This window comes from Alphaproteobacteria bacterium HT1-32, from assembly GCA_009649675.1.
Taxonomy (GTDB): domain Bacteria; phylum Pseudomonadota; class Alphaproteobacteria; order Rhodospirillales; family HT1-32; genus HT1-32.
The window spans coordinates 2,200,435-2,216,809 of the sequence record WJPL01000001.1 but is presented as its reverse complement, the minus strand read 5'-3'; the positions used below and the strand labels follow the sequence as shown (position 1 = coordinate 2,216,809).

The 16,375-nt window shown below is 57.3% G+C and carries 16 protein-coding genes; 9 read left to right on the top strand and 7 right to left on the bottom strand.

The features are described from left to right. Window positions 1-77 precede the first annotated feature (77 nt). Window positions 78-1,250 (bottom strand): acetyl-CoA C-acyltransferase, encoded by a 1,173-nt coding sequence (locus tag GH722_10520; GenBank protein MRG72206.1) that lies wholly within the window; start codon window positions 1,248-1,250, stop codon window positions 78-80. Between the two features lie 153 nt (window positions 1,251-1,403). Next, window positions 1,404-1,751 (bottom strand): hypothetical protein, encoded by a 348-nt coding sequence (locus GH722_10515; protein ID MRG72205.1) that lies wholly within the window; start codon window positions 1,749-1,751, stop codon window positions 1,404-1,406. Between the two features lie 126 nt (window positions 1,752-1,877). Between GH722_10515 and phaR the strand changes: the two genes are divergently transcribed. After that, complete coding sequence (gene phaR / locus GH722_10510) at window positions 1,878-2,471, top strand: polyhydroxyalkanoate synthesis repressor PhaR (GenBank protein MRG72204.1); 594 nt, start codon at window positions 1,878-1,880, stop codon at window positions 2,469-2,471. 13 nt (window positions 2,472-2,484) lie between these two features. On the opposite strand, the gene GH722_10505 is transcribed toward phaR, so the two are convergent. Together GH722_10505 and GH722_10500 are read right to left on the bottom strand one after the other, a co-directional pair. Continuing rightward, the gene (locus GH722_10505; GenBank protein MRG72203.1) at window positions 2,485-3,381 is read right to left on the bottom strand and encodes a tyrosine recombinase; all 897 of its coding nucleotides are present in this window, start codon (window positions 3,379-3,381) and stop codon (window positions 2,485-2,487) included. A 36-nt stretch (window positions 3,382-3,417) separates the two neighbouring features. Beyond that, a complete protein-coding gene (locus GH722_10500) occupies window positions 3,418-5,178 on the bottom strand; it encodes a hypothetical protein (protein ID MRG72202.1) in 1,761 nt (586 codons plus the stop codon). A 277-nt stretch (window positions 5,179-5,455) separates the two neighbouring features. On the opposite strand from GH722_10500, the gene GH722_10495 reads away from it, so the two are divergent. The 5 genes from GH722_10495 to GH722_10475 all read left to right on the top strand — a co-directional run bounded on the left by GH722_10495 (window position 5,456) and on the right by GH722_10475 (window position 9,742). Beyond that, window positions 5,456-6,049: a shikimate kinase gene (locus GH722_10495; GenBank protein MRG72201.1), complete on the top strand. Its 594-nt coding sequence runs from the start codon at window positions 5,456-5,458 to the stop codon at window positions 6,047-6,049. Continuing rightward, window positions 6,042-7,157 carry a 3-dehydroquinate synthase gene (locus tag GH722_10490; GenBank protein MRG72200.1) on the top strand — a complete coding sequence of 372 codons (1,116 nt, stop codon included), beginning with the start codon at window positions 6,042-6,044 and terminating at the stop codon, window positions 7,155-7,157. Before GH722_10495 ends, GH722_10490 begins: the two co-directional genes overlap by 8 nt. A 36-nt stretch (window positions 7,158-7,193) precedes the next feature. Then, the gene (locus GH722_10485) at window positions 7,194-8,474 is read left to right on the top strand and encodes a DUF21 domain-containing protein (GenBank protein MRG72199.1); all 1,281 of its coding nucleotides are present in this window, start codon (window positions 7,194-7,196) and stop codon (window positions 8,472-8,474) included. A 126-nt stretch (window positions 8,475-8,600) separates the two neighbouring features. Continuing rightward, complete coding sequence (locus tag GH722_10480; GenBank protein MRG72198.1) at window positions 8,601-9,044, top strand: CBS domain-containing protein; 444 nt, start codon at window positions 8,601-8,603, stop codon at window positions 9,042-9,044. A 104-nt stretch (window positions 9,045-9,148) separates the two neighbouring features. Further along, window positions 9,149-9,742 carry a DUF2889 domain-containing protein gene (locus GH722_10475; protein MRG72197.1) on the top strand — a complete coding sequence of 198 codons (594 nt, stop codon included), beginning with the start codon at window positions 9,149-9,151 and terminating at the stop codon, window positions 9,740-9,742. Window positions 9,743-9,752: 10 nt separating this feature from the next. Here the strand turns inward: GH722_10475 and GH722_10470 are convergent, their stop codons facing one another. Continuing rightward, window positions 9,753-10,478 carry an FCD domain-containing protein gene (locus tag GH722_10470; protein MRG72196.1) on the bottom strand — a complete coding sequence of 242 codons (726 nt, stop codon included), beginning with the start codon at window positions 10,476-10,478 and terminating at the stop codon, window positions 9,753-9,755. A gap of 124 nt (window positions 10,479-10,602) precedes the next feature. Here GH722_10470 and GH722_10465 point away from each other — a divergent pair, with 124 nt between their 5' ends. Continuing rightward, entirely contained in the window at window positions 10,603-11,478 is an 876-nt protein-coding gene (locus GH722_10465) for a hydrolase (GenBank protein MRG72195.1), read from the top strand. A gap of 137 nt (window positions 11,479-11,615) precedes the next feature. Here GH722_10465 and GH722_10460 read toward each other — a convergent pair whose 3' ends face one another. Together GH722_10460 and GH722_10455 are read right to left on the bottom strand one after the other, a co-directional pair. Continuing rightward, the gene (locus tag GH722_10460) at window positions 11,616-12,641 is read right to left on the bottom strand and encodes an aspartate-semialdehyde dehydrogenase (GenBank protein ID MRG72194.1); all 1,026 of its coding nucleotides are present in this window, start codon (window positions 12,639-12,641) and stop codon (window positions 11,616-11,618) included. Between the two features lie 20 nt (window positions 12,642-12,661). Further along, window positions 12,662-13,177: a GNAT family N-acetyltransferase gene (locus tag GH722_10455; protein ID MRG72193.1), complete on the bottom strand. Its 516-nt coding sequence runs from the start codon at window positions 13,175-13,177 to the stop codon at window positions 12,662-12,664. A 495-nt stretch (window positions 13,178-13,672) separates the two neighbouring features. On the opposite strand from GH722_10455, the gene GH722_10450 reads away from it, so the two are divergent. Together GH722_10450 and GH722_10445 are read left to right on the top strand one after the other, a co-directional pair. Beyond that, a complete protein-coding gene (locus GH722_10450; GenBank protein ID MRG72192.1) occupies window positions 13,673-15,235 on the top strand; it encodes a 2-isopropylmalate synthase in 1,563 nt (520 codons plus the stop codon). A gap of 72 nt (window positions 15,236-15,307) precedes the next feature. Then, entirely contained in the window at window positions 15,308-16,345 is a 1,038-nt protein-coding gene (locus GH722_10445) for an MreB/Mrl family cell shape determining protein (protein ID MRG72191.1), read from the top strand. Window positions 16,346-16,375: the final 30 nt, after the last annotated feature.

Sequence of the window (16,375 nt, the reverse complement as noted above, 5' to 3'; positions counted from 1 at the left end):
CCTGTTGGTATTACTGTTATGCCCGTTCAGGCTGTTGGCGAAGGCGGACTCCCACCCGCCTTCGCAAGATCAGCCTATCAGCGTTCGACGCAGAGGGCGATGCCCATTCCGCCGCCGATGCACAATGTCGCGATGCCTTTCTTTGCGTCCCGACGCGCCATTTCATGCAACAGCGTCGTGATCACGCGCGCACCGGATGCGCCAATCGGATGGCCAAGGGCAATGGCACCACCATTCACATTCACGATATCCGTGTTCCAGCCAAGATCCCGGTTCACGCCGATCGCCTGTGCAGCAAATGCTTCGTTGGCTTCGATCAGGTCGAGATCACCAATCGACCAGCCCGCCTTGTCCAGTGCCTTGCGGACGGCCGGAATAGGGCCGGTCCCCATGATTGCCGGATCAACACCGGCGGTCGCCCAGGAAACAATACGGGCAAGCGGTGTAATACCCCGCTTTGCAGCAGCATCACCAGACATCATGACCAGTGCCGCAGCCCCGTCATTCAGGCCGGATGCATTACCGGCCGTGACCGTGCCATCTTTTGAAAATGCCGGGCGCAGTTTTGCCAGCGAGTCAACGGTCGCACCGTGACGAATATATTCATCCTGATCGACAACGATATCGCCCTTGCGGTTCTTCACCGTTACCGGAGCGATCTCATCAGCAAACCGGCCATCCTTCTGCGCGGCTTCCGCCTTGTTCTGGGAAGCACAGGCAAAAGCGTCCTGTTCGTCGCGGGTAATCTGGAACTTCTCGGCGACGTTTTCTGCCGTCGTGCCCATGTGATAGCCGTTGAAAGCGCACCACAGCCCATCCCGGATCATGGTGTCGACCATCTGGGAATCACCCATCTTCGTGCCAGACCGCAAATGCATGGCATGGGCAGAAAGGCTCATGCTTTCCTGACCGCCAGCGACAACAATATCAGCATCGCCGCATTTGATTGCCTGCTGCGCCATCGCAACCGCCCGCAGACCGGAACCACAGACCTGATTGATCGTCATCGCCGTGGCACTTTCTGGAATGCCGGCAGCCATTGCAGTCTGGCGCGCAGCATTCTGGCCGACGCCCGCCGTCAGCACCTGACCCAGCAGCACTTCATTGACTTCCCCCGGCTCGACACCCGCCCGTTGCAATGCGGCATCAACCGCCACCTGACCGAGTTGCGTAGCGGAGAGCGTGCTCAAAGCGCCCGAGAATGAGCCAATCGGCGTTCTTGCTGCACCTGCGATAACAACGTCCGTCATGGGGGTCTCCTCCTGAGGTTGCGACTTGTTCTGAATGGCCTTCAATAGCCGAGAAAAAGCCAAAAATCAATTCATATGCAGGTTTTGAATTCAGCCTGAAGCCCAATGCTGCATTGCAGCATAAAAGACAAAACCCTGAATCTTCCGGAAGATTCAGGCCTTCGGCTTCGCCGGCTTTCTGGTTGTCCGGCGGGGTTTTGCCGCCTTTGCTTTCTTCAATGCTGCAAGTTCTGTCTCGACCTGTGCCAGGCGCGCTTCGAGCTGTTCGATCCGGGCTGTATTCACCACGGAAGGCTCTGCTGAAGAAGCCGCCTCGCGAAAATGTTGTACCGCCCGCTCACTGAACCCGGTGGCAAATGCCTGCATTCCTTCCATCACCATCCGGTAGGCTTTTTGCTGCACTTCGGCAAAATCCTTCTCCGTCTCATTGAGGTCGGACGGTGGCTTCATCAGCTCCATCCAAGCGCGGGAGAATTCATCAAAAGGTGGCTTGTCTGTCATGCTCTTATCATAGCCCGGAAATGCTGCAGCCGTCACGTTCAGGCTGTTTCAGGCCAATCGCGTCTTGCATTGCACAATAATTTGGTTGATGGTTTTTGCTGCGCAATAATTACGGGTTGGAACAGGATGGCCGAAAGCTCAGACGGCGCCAAACCAATTACAATAAAAAAATACGCGAACCGGCGCCTGTATAACACCGAGACAAGTTCATACGTGACGCTCGATCACCTCGCCCAGATGGTGAAGGACGACAAGGATTTTGCGGTCTTCGACGCAAAAACCGGTGAAGATATCACCCGTTCGGTCCTGACCCAGATCATTGTCGAGGAAGAAAGCAAGGGCGGACAGAATCTGTTGCCCATCAGCTTCCTGCGACAGCTGATCGGTTTCTACGGCGACAGCCTTGGCGGGCTGGTTCCGCGTTATCTGGAACATGCGATGGGCAGCTTTTCGACCAATCAGGACGAAATGCGCGGCTATATGGAAAAAGCCCTCGGCGGCATGTTTCCGCTGAACCAGATCGAGGAACTGAACAAGCAGAACGTCGCGATGTTCGAGAATGCGATGAAGATGTTTGCCCCCGGCATACCAACGCCGAACCTGTCAGAAAAGCCTGCTGCGGATTCCAAGGAAGAAGAGCAGGATGATGATCTGAACGACATGAAGTCGCAGCTTGAAGCGATGCAGAAGCAGCTCGACAAGCTCATCAAGGATAAATAGCCCCGCGCTGATTTCAGGTCTTCTTGCCCGTCATCTGGTCTGACAGGGCAGCAAGCGGATGCGCGCGCCGGACGGTTGCTGACAACCGGTCATCCTGCACATGCGTATAGATTTCGGTTGTCGCGATGTTCGCATGGCCCAGCATTTGCTGCACAGCACGCAGATCCGCATCATTGGCGACCAGATGCGTGGCGAAACTGTGCCGCAATATATGCGGCGACACACGGGTCGGGTCGATCCCTGCCCTGACCGCCAGTTCTTTCAGTTCATTATAGAAAGTCTGGGCCGTCAGATGCCCGGCGACACCACGTCCGGGAAACAGATAAGAGGCCGCGCGTGATCGTCCGTTGGTCACCGGCCGCACCATCAGCCAACCCTCAATCGCCTGCCGGGAGGGCGGGCTGAGCGGGACAATCCGTTCCTTGTCACCTTTACCCCGAACCGTCAGCCAGCCTTCGTCCCGTGCCGCAGCATTCAGCGGCAGGGAAACCAGCTCAGAAACCCGCAGGCCCGAGCCATAAGCCAGTTCCAGCAGTGCCACCAGACGGATATCCCGTGCTGCATGTCCCAGCGCCGCCGTCTCGATCAGCAGAGCGGTTTCAAATTCGGTCAGATATTTCGGCAGCGGCTTGCCCCGGCGCGGACCATCAATGGCCGCCGTCGGGTCATCGCTCCGGATTTTCTCGGCAATCAGAAAGCGATAGAACTGCCGCAGACAACTCAGCCGCCGGGCCTGCGTTGTCGCCGCCATTCCCGAGCGTGATAATGCCGTCAGATAATCTGAAATCTGCTCGCGCCCGGCCCGCGCCAGATCCCGTCCGCGGGCATCAAGAAAATCCGCAAAGTCTTCCAGGTCACTGCGGTAGGCTTTTGATGTCCGGCGCGCAGCCCCCCGCTCTGCTGCAATCATCTCAAGGAAAAGCTCAAGCTCCGGGACAGCCAACGGTCAGCTGCCTGAACCAATACCGGCAATGGCAGATTCCAGGGCAATGGCCCGGGCGTCCATTTCCAGGCCGACCCGGTTAAGGGCCTCAACCGCGACCACAACTGCCTGACGTGCAGATCCCCCGGGACCAGCGGCCCCCAGAAGGCGCAGGGCCAGCACGGCGGTCTCTGCCGTCCTGTTTTCATTCGACGCCCGGCGCAGACCGGCAATCAGATGTTCCGGTGCAATCTCCACCGCCTGAGGTGCCGTCCAGGACAACAGTGGCGTCCAGCTTTCGCCCGGCGTCTCGATATCGACAGCAGCCATCAGCGGCAGCAGCCGCGCACGGACGCTGAGATCAGTTCCCGCATCCGTACCCGGAAAAACCGAGGCAATCTGCGGCAGGGTCGGTACCGGTGACTGTGCAACCCAGATCAGCGGACGAAGATCATGCGCCAGCCGGGCCGCTTCATCACTGACCGGAGCATTTGCCTCCATCATGGCAACCCAGCGTTCCGCCGACGGATAATCACCTGCCGTCAGCAGCCCGGCCACCGCAAAGGGGGCAAACCAGTTCAGTGACGGATTGGGTGAGATACTGCTGACCACAGGCTGAAATGCGTGGGCGACGACCAGATACTGCCAGGCGGTTCCGGCAGTCGCCAGTGCAGCACGCATCAGTTCCGCCTGAGCTGCGTCAAAGGACTGGCTCTGGCTTGCCTGATAGAGCAATGCCCGCGCCTGACCGGGTGCCAGCGTCCCGGCGGCAGCAATCGGGTCCGATATTTGCGCCGTCCCGAAACCGACGAACTGATAAATGCTGCGCAGCGTATCGGCCTCGACAACACCCGCCGCAACACCGCGTTCAGCCGCCAGCAGACGGATTTCAGTTGGCACGGTATCAGCGAAGGCCAGTGACAGCAGGGTTGAAGTGGGGATGGTTTCGATGGCTTCCGGCGGCGGCCCGTAACCGCCCGCAATCAACATGGCAACATCCAGCACGTCCAGACCATCAGCCTGAATCGACGGCTGGCTGGCGGCGGCCAGTGTTGCCTCGGCCGCAAGCAGGAACGGTGCCGTTCCGGAGGATTCACGCAACAGATCAAGCCCGAGCATGGCGCCATTGCGGTCCTGCTGGCGAATCCGGCAATAGATATCAAGACGCTGCCAGAAGCCCGTATTGTACTGCTGATTTACATATCCCGCGCTTGCACAGGCGGTCATCGGGTCACTCGACATCAGTGCCGCTTCGGCCATCAGACGATCCAGCACCTCATTGCCCTGCCGGTCAGGCGCAGACCCGACCAGTCGCTCGACATTTTCCAGATCGCCAAGCGCTGCCAGTTTGAGAGCACGGAGTTCCAGAATTGACCGGCCCTCACCTGACGGAATGGTCGCAGCAGTCAGCAACAGGCGTTGCTGCAGATCACGCAGCGCCGGGCTGGCCAGCTGATCCGGTAATGCTTCAAGCAGGGCTGCAACCCGGCTGCGGTCGAGGTTACCCCACATACCACTGCCCAGACCGCCCTGACCACTGGTCAGAACACCGACAGATTCAGCACTGACAACGCCCAGCCGCCGAACCGTCACCCCACTGGGTGCCCGGGTTCCGGACTGCGGTTGCTCAACCGCGGGGCCAGGCGGCGTTGCCCGGTCGGGTTGCCGTTTTTTCAGCAGCTGAACCGGTCCGGACTGCGCATGGGCCGGAACATGAAACATACCAAGCAGTGAGGCGGTGAGTGCCGCCAGCAGGCTGCGCTTAATTGCTGTTGAAACGGTCATTGGGAATAACTTTCTCCAGGCGTTCAGAGGGCGGCGGCATATCCCAGGTCGCAAGATAAACTCCTCCGCCGACAATTCCGGCCAAAATTAACAACAGGATAAACTTCCACATTATTCTGACGACGCCCTGACGATTGGTTGCGTTTTCCGCCCGGATGCTGTTGACACCGGCACGAGTTTACCGAAGGTAGTTGCCCAACATGACGATAATGCGGCAGTGTACCGACAGGCGACCGGGGGCGCAACGCGTGCCAGCGGACCAGAAACTGAAGTAGAGATGAATCATTCAAGCCTGACACAGGTAAAGACCAGTGATGTGATACCGGACCGCCCGCTTGTTTTTGTTGGTCTGATGGGTGCCGGGAAAACCTGTATCGGTCGCAAGATCGCTGAGCGATTCAATCTGCCTTTCACCGATGCGGACAGCGAAATCGAGGCGGCAGCCGGGTTATCTGTTGCCGATATCTTTGCCACCTATGGCGAACCGGAATTCCGTGATGGTGAACGCCGGGTCATCCGGCGGCTGCTGTCTTCCAAACCGATGATCCTGTCAACCGGTGGCGGGGCATTCATGGACCCGGATACCCGGCAACTGATTCTCCAGAAAGCGATTTCAGTCTGGTTACGCGCTGATCTGGAACTGCTGATCAAGCGCACTGCCGGGCGGACCCACCGCCCGATCCTGAACAAGGGTGAACCCCGCGATATCCTTGCCGGCCTGATGGACCAGCGATATCCGGTCTATGCGGAATCTGATATCACGGTAGACTGTCATGATGAATCAGCAGACGACATGACGGACCGTGTTGCCCGCGCCATTGCCGATTATCTCCAGTCCGGAACATCCCGGAGAAAGCGACCAAATGTCTGACTATGAACGCCTGACCGTCGATCTGCAGGATCGCAGCTATGATATTCTGGTCGGCCCCGGCCTGATCGCACAGGCCGGAACACATATCGCACCGTTGTTGCGAGAGCCAAGATGCTTTGTCGTAACCGACGAAACGGTTGCCCCTCATTATCTCGGCCCGCTGACGGACTCCCTGACCACCGCCGGTGTGACGGTTGAAGCTTTTGTCGTGCCTGCCGGTGAAGCCAGTAAAAGCTTCGATCAGTTTCAGCGACTGATGAATGACATGCTGTCGCGGCGGGCCAGCCGCGGACTGGCCGTCGTCGCACTTGGCGGGGGCGTGGTGGGTGATCTTGCCGGCTTTGCCGCTGCCAGTCTGCTGCGCGGTGTCGACTTCATCCAGATCCCGACCACCCTGCTGTCTCAGGTCGACAGTTCCGTTGGCGGCAAGACCGGCATCAACTCGCCCCATGGCAAGAACCTGGTCGGTGCCTTCTATCAGCCCCGTATCGTGCTGGCAGACACCGAAACCCTCGACACCCTCCCGGAACGTGAATTGCTGGCGGGATATGCCGAGGTGGTGAAATACGGGCTGATCGACCGTCCGGAATTCTTTGACTGGCTCTGTGAAAACGGCACGGCACTGATCGGCGGGGATGCTGCCGCCCGCCGCCTGGCGATCATGGAAAGCTGTCGTGCAAAGGCCGAGACCGTCGCAGCAGATGAACGCGAAAGCGGACGCCGTGCCCTGCTCAATCTCGGCCATACTTTTGGTCACGCGCTGGAGGCGGAGGCCGGATATAACGGATCACTGCTGCATGGCGAAGGCGTTGCAATCGGCATGCGGCTGGCCTTCGACCTTTCCGCACGGCTTGGTCTCTGCCCGCCTGAAGATGCCGAACGCGTCCGCGACCATATGGTTCGCGTCGGGCTGCCGGCTGATATTCCCGGCCAGTTGAGACAGACCGGCCTTGCGGACCGGCTGATGGACCATATGAGCCGTGACAAGAAGGTCGACCGCGGTCGCCTGACCCTGATTCTTGCCCGTGGTATCGGGCAAAGCTTCATCACCCATGATGTCGAGCCCGCGGCTATCCGTGCGCTCTGGGATCATGACCTTGCTGCCTGATATCGTGAAACAGCCCGGAACCAACCAACCGTCATCATGACCATAACGCTCATCTCGATATTCATCCTGCTGTTGCTCTCGGCTTTCTTTTCCAGTTCCGAGACGGCCCTGACCAGCACCTCGAAACATATCATTCATCGGCTGGAACAGCAGGGTGACAAACGTGCGGCCATTGTCTCCGAACTGCATTCCCGCAAGGAACGGCTGATCGGCGCCATCCTGCTTGGCAACAATCTGGTCAATATTCTGGCTTCGGCTCTGGCCACCAGCGTAATGATCACCACCTTCGGTGAGGCCGGAGTGGTCTACGCCACCATCGTCATGACACTGATGGTTCTGATCTTTGCCGAGATCATGCCAAAAACCTATGCCCTGCAGAACGCCAACAAGCTCGCGCTGAAGGTCTCGCCGATCCTGAAAGTCATGGTGCTGGTCTTCTCACCGGTCACTCATGCCATCGAAATTCTGGTTGCCGGTACCCTGAAGATGCTGGGAGCGAAGAACGAGGCCGATGACTCCTCTCTGCATCCGGAAGAAGAACTGCGGGGTGCCATCGACCTGCATGATGGTGATGCCGTGACGACCCGCCATGAACGGGCCATGCTGCGCAGTGTGCTGGATCTTGATGATGTCGATATCGGCGAGATCATGACACACCGGAAAAACGTCAACCTGATTGATGCCAACCAGTCAGCCGACGACATTGTTGACCAGGTTCTTGCCAGCACCTTTACCCGTATCCCGCTCTATCGCGAAGACCCGGATGACATTGTCGGGGTCATCCACGCCAAGCAATTGCTGCGCGAAGTCCGCGCCCGTAATGGTGATGTCTCAGAAATCGACGTGGTTGCCCTGTCGGCCGAACCCTGGTTCGTGCCTGATACCACAACCCTGCTGGACCAGTTGCAGGCATTCCGTTTGCGTCGGGAGCATTTTGCGCTGGTGATTGATGAATACGGCACCCTGCAGGGTATCGTGACACTGGAAGACATCCTGGAAGAAATTGTCGGGGATATCGATGACGAACATGATGAAACCGTTGCCGGTGTCACCCAGGAAGCCGACGGCAGCTATCTGGTCAATGGCGATGTGACCATCCGTGACCTGAACCGCGAATTCGACTGGTCCCTGCCCGATGATGAAGCCTCGACCGTAGCCGGGCTGTTGCTGCATGAAGCACGTCGCATTCCGGAGACCGGTCAAAGCTTCATGTTCCACGGCTTCCGGTTCGATGTGATACGCAAAATTCGCAACCAGATCACCCAGTTGCGTCTGGCACAGGTTGATCCGGTCGGTGAAGAGGCTGATGACGGTTGAGAATCATCCCCTAAACCCGTGAAACTTGACCTGATTCACGGACCGGCGCAGACTTCACGTCTGACGGAAGCCGGAGAATAACGAAAAATCGCTCCCGGTTGCCGCCCCCCATCACAGGAGGAAGCGATGGATCGGAAGATTGTACCGGATGTAGTAAGCGGACAAACCCTGGCGTCACTGACGCCCGATGACACCGTACGACAGGCTGCTGAACTGATGGTATCCCATCACTGCAGCGCCATACTTGTCATGCAGGGCGACAAACTGGCGGGTATCTTCACTGAACGCGACATCACCCGTCGGGTTGTCGCCAGCAATCGCAACCCGGACACGACAAAACTGTCGGAGGTCATGACACCCGATCCCGATACCCTGTCCGGCGACGATCTGGCAGGCAGCGCGCTGGAACGCATGAGTGAGCGGGGATATCGTCACCTTCCCGTCGTGGATAATGGCAAGGTCATCGGCATGGTCTCGATCCGCGATCTCTATCGCATGGCAAAGGAGATGCTGGAGGCCGATCTGCGGGATCGCGAAGCCTTCATCTTCGGGGATGGCTACGGACATTAAGCTGTAGTACGGGGCAGGATAAACTCAGGCAGGCCGGGCTGCCGGGTTTACCCGCGCCCGCCGATCTATATAGTCCGGACCTGATATTTATCCGGAGATGATTAATGCCCTTGTCGCCCCCTGTTGAACGGGAACCTATTCATACCCGCAAGGTCACCTGTCGCGGTTATCTGCGGCAGGACGGGTTGTGGGATGTCGAAGGTCATATGACCGACCAGAAATCCTATGCCTATCCGAATGATTATCGCGGGCAGATAGAAGCCGGCGAGCCGGTGCATGACATGTGGATGCGCATGACCGTGGATGAAACCCTGACAATCCGGGCGATGGAATGTGTCACGGATTCCGGCCCTTTTGCGATCTGCGGTAACATCACCCCGAACTTTCAGCGCATGGTCGGTGTTCAGATCGGCAAGGGGTTCCGCGGCAAGGTGAAACAGCTGGTTGGTGGCACCGAGGGCTGTACCCACCTGGTGGAACTGTTCGGGCCGATGGCCACCACAGCCTTTCAGTCGATCTATCCCTATCAGGAAAAGCGACGCCGCGAGAACCCGGAAATAGCCGCGGCGGAAGGCCCCCGCGAACGTCCGCGCATTCTGGACACCTGCCACGCACTCGCCTCTGACAGCTATGTCGTCAAAAACAACTGGCCTGAATTCTACACCGGTCCCGACAATCCTGTCCTGCCTGACTGCTGATCAGGTAATTTCAGGTCAGTTCGTCAGACAATACCCGTGCCGTCAGGACAAAATGGGCTTCCGTAAGCTGGCAGGCAGCGACCGCATCACGCGCGAGGACCGCGTTCATGATGGCATTATGTTCTGAATTCAGATCACGCCCGTCATCCCGCAGGACGACTGAAGCCCGACGATAACGCTCACACTGATCATGCAGGTTCTTGCGCACTCTCAGCAGCCAGTTTGAACCGCAGGCTGCAACCATGGCGCCATGGAAGGCATCATTGGCCTTTTCCCAGTTGTCCAGGCTGTCCGTGCCACCTTGGACCAGAGCCTGGTCTTCCTTGCCCAGCCGCCAGCCTGCTGCCACGACACCGGCTTCCCATTCATTATCACCATTCACAATGGACAGGCGCAGAGCCTCTTTCTCCACCGCGATGCGGGCGATGTTCAGGTCAATGAATTCATCCGGGTCAAGCGGCGCGACGGAAAAGCCGCGATTGCCGCTGGCCAGTACCAGTCCATCGGCACAAAGCCGCTGCAACGCTTCACGGAGCGGCGTCGGACCAACATTATAAAGTTTGCTCAGATGCTCGATCCGCAGCCGTTCCGTTGCCGGTCGCGCACCGGAAATGATGTCGGTACGGAGCGCCTGATAGGCAGCTTCAGCAAGTGTTTCCCCATCACGGGCCTGAACCAGCGTCGGGTCAGCGCCCGGGGCACTCCCTCGTCGTCCAGTTTCCTCACCCTGTGACATAAACCCTCCGAAACCAGATGAATGGTCAACCCTCTCCTAACCCGATTGAACTGGCATTGACAGGGCAAAGCTAATTTATATATTATTTTCTAAATTATCGATGATTTAAACAAGGCTCGATGAAATGAAATTGATTACCTTCAAGACTGACAACACTGTCTGTGCCGGGTTTATCGATGGGGATGATGCTGTCATCTGCGTCGAGGGCAGCAGCGCCATGACCGCAGTGCGCGATATCATCGCCGGCGGCGATACCGCCATTAGTACCTGGAAAGCAAAGGCGGTCTCGGCTGCACGCCAGAAGCTGTCGGATGTCACACTGATGGCACCGATGCCGGAACTGGTTCGCGATGTCTTCTGCGTTGGTAAAAACTATTATGCCCATGCCCGCGAATTTCACTCGAGCGGCTACGATACCGGATCAACCGAGGAAGTGCCGAGCGCACCGGTGATCTTCACGAAAGCTACGACGTCACTTGTCGGACCGGGAGACATCGTCCGGGGCTCACTCGACCCGACCGGCTCTGTGGATTATGAAGGTGAGCTTGGCGTCGTCATCGGCAAACGGGCTTCACAAATCACAAAACAGAATGCCTTCGATGTTGTCTTTGGCTATGTGGCACTCAATGACGTCACTTCCCGCGACCTGCAGCAGCGCCATAATCAGTGGGTTATTGGCAAGGGCATCGACACCTTCTGTCCGATGGGCCCCTGGATCGCGACTGCGGATGAAGTTGAAGATGTTACCGCTCTGAAACTGGAAACTCATATCAACGGCGAACTGCGCCAGCAGGCAACCCTTGCGGATCTGGTTTTCGATATTCCGACACTGATCGAGACCCTGTCATCCTATATCACCCTGCTACCGGGTGACGTCATTGCTACTGGCACACCCGTCGGTGTCGGCATTGGCTTCACGCCACCGAAATATCTTGTTGCGGGTGACCGCATGGATGTCAGCATCACCGGCCTTGGCGTGTTGACCAATACCGTCGGCTGACATCCCCTTACACAACGAGCGGCGACAGGTCGCAGCAGGCAGCGGCATTTTGATATCCGCATGCGAACAAACAAAAAGGGCGGCTGCCACTGCAACCGCCCTTTTGCGTTCCGGAGAAGAACTGTTCTGTAAAGGTCTCAGGCAGCCTTGCGCAGATGCGAGGCGATGAGTTCCTCGGCAATCTGTACGGTATTCAGCGCCGCACCCTTACGCAGGTTGTCGGAAACAACCCAGATGCTGAGACCATTTTCCACAGTCGGATCCTGACGGATACGACTGACATAAACACCGTCTTCGCCTGCACATTCAGCCGGCGTGACATAGCCTTCATCGACACGATGATCGAGCACGATGACACCTGGTGCATTACGCAGGGCCTCGCGGGCTTCCTCTTCACTGATGTCGTTCTCGAATTCGATATTGACCGCTTCTGCATGACCGACAAAGACCGGGACACGCACGCAGGTTGCATGGACCTTGATCGACGGATCGAGAATCTTCTTGGTCTCGACGACCATCTTCCATTCTTCCTTGGTCGACCCGTCATCCATGAACACATCAATATGCGGAATCACATTGAAAGCGATCTGTTTGGTGAACCGTTCCTTCTTGATCGGATCGTTCACATAGATACCACGGGTCTGCTCGAACAGTTCGTCCATGCTTTCCTTGCCGCCGCCAGAGACCGACTGATAGGTCGCGACAACAACACGTTTGATCTTCGCCAGATCATGCAGCGGTTTCAGCGCCACCAGCATCTGAATGGTCGAGCAGTTCGGGTTCGCGATAATGCCTTTCTTCGCATAACCGGCAATGGCCTGCGGATTGACCTCGGGCACAACCAGCGGCACGTCCGGGTCCATGCGGAACTGTGACGTGTTGTCGATAACGACACATCCGGCCTTTGCCGCGCGCGGTGCATGAATGGCAGACACCTTTGCCCCCGGAGAGAACAGGCCGATATCGGTTCCCTTGAAATCAAATTTTTCAAGGTCCTGAACCTTCAGGACTTTCTTGTCACCATACGAGACTTCCCGGCCAACCGAACGGTTGGAAGCCAGTGCGACGACTTCATCCGCCGGGAAGTTGCGTTCTGCGAGAATTTGCAGAAGCTCCCGACCCACATTTCCCGTCGCGCCTGCGACCGCTACTTTATAACCCATTTCCTATATTCCTTTGATGGTCAGGCTGCGGCGATGAAAACCGAGCCGTCATGCTGTGCGACACCGAGGTTGAGCCGCTTGCCCAATGTGGCCGAATCTGCCGAAAGAGGCGCTTCATCCCACTCCGCGTGGAGATATCCGTTTCGCGCGTAGAAGAAAAGCACGGAACGATGGGCATGAAGGACAACCCGCAGCCGACCATGATGTTTTGCGAACTGCTCCGCCAGGGTAAGAGCTATCGAACCATAGCCCTGACGCTGGCAGGCCGGATCGATGGCAAGCAGCCGGAAAGCCACTTTTTCGCTGTCCAGAAAATCAACCCGGATCACCCCGACCAGGGTGCCGTTGCGAAACAGACAGAGCGGATGGTTCTCTGCCTTCTGCTCATCCGGATGATCCGTCCGGTATTTCATTTCCGGCAAGTGACGTTCAAAGATCGCCCGCTCGCGGATTGAATGATAACCCGCCCATTCAGCGGCCCTTTCCGGCGATCTCAGTTCAAACTTACTTCCTGTCGTATAAGCTTCAAATCTCATCGTTCCTCTCCAAAACAAAAAAGCCCGCGGTGGCTACCGCGGGCTGTACAGTCATAATGTGACAAAAGTACGCCCGCGTTACCTGCCGGTCATTTTAATGGTGGTAACGACGGTTTTGACCCAGGCGCGCGCAACCGCATTGCCCTCGGCGAGGGCAATAATCAGACGGGTGGCGTTTGCGTAAATCTGTGTCATAACTAGCGTTGATTAGCGCAGACTGATTTTCAACGCAACGTTTTTTCGCATAAAACCGCCAGCGGCGAATAAGAAGTCTCAAATCACCCTATTTTTGACATCTTTCTATACGATTGAAAATTGAGCGTTCCACAGACGTCCGGTGGCTGTAACGCAGTCTTAACCATCCGTCGTTGACAATTCGGAGAGCCACGTCAAGTTAGCCCCGATATTCGGCGGATTACGGCGGTTTTCGCAGGATTTTGCTTTTCGGGCCACAGGGAACTTTCGCCGGAAGATAAAGCCATGACAGAACAGACAATGAATTCGACCCAGGCTAATTCAGAAAATCGCGTGCTGATTTTTGACACCACGCTGCGCGATGGCGAGCAGTCACCCGGCTGTTCCATGAACCTCGATGAAAAGCTGCGGATTGCCCGACAGCTTGCCGCTATGCGCGTCGATATCATCGAAGCCGGGTTCCCGATCGCCTCCAATGGTGACTTCGAAGCAGTCAATGAAGTCGCAAAGACAGTCCGGGGCAGCATTATTGCCGGTCTGGCGCGAGCCGCGAAAGGCGATATCGAACGCGCTGCCGAAGCGTTGAAGCCGGCTGAACGCGCCCGCATTCATACCTTCATCTCAACCAGTCCGCTGCATATGAAGTTCAAGCTGCGGATGGAACCGGACGCGGTGCATGATGCCGTGGCCTCCAGTGTCGCCCATGCCCGCAACTTTACCGACGATGTCGAATGGTCGCCGGAAGATGGCAGCCGCACCGATCACGATTTTCTCTGCCGCTGCGTCGAGACAGCGATCGCCAACGGCGCCGGTACAATCAACATTCCCGATACAGTCGGCTATGCCGTTCCCTCGGAATTCGCGGCCCTCATCGACATGCTGATGAACCGCGTACCGAATATCGACAAGGCAGTCATCTCGGTTCACTGTCATAACGATCTGGGGCTGGCCGTGGCCAATTCGCTGGCAGCTGTCGGCGCCGGTGCGCGCCAGATTGAATGCACCATCAACGGTATCGGCGAACGGGCCGGCAATGCGTCGATGGAAGAAATCGTCATGGCGCTGCGGACACGCGCCGACATTCTGCCGCATCAGACCAACATCGAGACCACTGAAATCATGCGGGCCTCGCGCCTGCTGTCGTCGATTACCGGCTTCAATGTACAGCCCAACAAGGCGATTGTCGGGGCGAATGCCTTTGCACATGAAAGCGGCATCCATCAGGACGGCATGCTGAAGAACGCCCAGACCTACGAGATCATGACCCCGGAATCGGTTGGTCTGACCAAATCGACACTGGTGCTGGGCAAGCATTCCGGCCGCCATGCCTTTTCCAAGAAGGTTGAGGAACTGGGCTACAAACTGGGCGACAATGCCCTGAATGAACTTTTCAAGCGCTTCAAGGATCTTGCCGACATCAAGAAGGAAGTATTCGACGAGGATATCGTCGCCCTGATCGATGATGAAGTTGCCCGCGGCGATGAACGCATCCGCCTGGTCAGCCTTGAAGTCAAATGCGGCACCGAGCATCGTCCGCCAACCGCGGCCCTGTCGCTGGAGATTGACGGCGAAGTCAAATCCACTTTCTCGAAAGGGGATGGACCGGTTGACGCCACATTCAATTGCATCAAGGAACTTTTCCCGGCAGACGCCCGGCTACAGCTCTATCAGGTCAGTGCTGTGACACAGGGCACAGACGCCCAGGCGGAAGTCACCGTAAGGCTGGAAGAGAACGGAAAATCAGTAAATGGCCAGTCGGCAGACACCGACACGCTTGTTGCCTCGGCAAGGGCCTATATAAGCGCCCTGAATAAACTGCTGACAAAACGAGAAAAGTCTGCCCCGGCGGCGTTAACTGCGTGATATATATCGAGTCGGTGATTCGCCGGCACCCACAACCACTGAACTATAAGAAAAGCGAGGGCTAGTCCGCCCATGTTCTCCAAGATTCTCGGATGGCTTTCCGCCGATATGGCTATCGACCTCGGCACCGCCAACACACTGGTCTATGTCAAAGGCCGCGGCATCGTTCTGAACGAGCCGTCAGTCGTCGCCATACTCGAAGAAAAGGGCAAAAAACGTGTCCTCGCCGTTGGTGACGAAGCGAAGATGATGCTGGGTCGTACACCCGGCAACATCCACGCGATCCGGCCTTTGCGTGATGGCGTCATCGCCGACTTCGAAGTTGCGGAAGAAATGATCAAACATTTTATCCGCAAGGTTCATAACCGTCGCAGTTTTGCCAGCCCGCTGATTGTGGTCTGCGTTCCCTCCGGCTCGACCGCTGTTGAGCGCCGGGCTATTCAGGAATCAGCCGAACATGCCGGTGCCCGCAAGGTCTATCTGATCGAGGAACCCATGGCTGCCGCAATCGGCGCCGGTCTTCCTGTAACCGAGCCTACCGGCTCCATGGTCGTCGATATTGGTGGCGGCACCACGGAAGTTGCCGTGCTGTCCCTCGGCGGCATTGTCTATGCCCGGTCTGTCCGCGTCGGCGGTGACAAGATGGATGAAGCAATCATTGCCTATATCCGTCGCAACCATAACCTGCTGGTCGGTGAAGGTTCCGCCGAACGGATCAAGAAGGAAATCGGCAGCGCCTACCCGATGGGTGAAGGCGAAGGCAAGTCGATGGAAATCAAGGGCCGTGACCTGATGAACGGCGTGCCCCGCGAACTGGTCATTACCGAAGCCCAGATTGCTGAAAGTCTGGCCGAACCGGTTGGTGCCATTGTCGAAGCCGTAAAGGTCGCGCTGGAACATACCGCACCGGAACTGGCTGCCGACATCGTCGACAAGGGAATCGTCCTGACCGGAGGCGGTGCCCTCCTGTCCAATCTCGATTTCGTCCTGCGGCATGAAACCGGTCTTCCCGTCTCCATCGCGGATGATCCGCTGTCCTGCGTTGCCCTTGGCACCGGTCGTTCGCTCGAAGAACGGGCAAAACTGCAAAACGTACTGACGACATTCTAGACCTGACACTGCGCGCTCACGGAGAGAGCC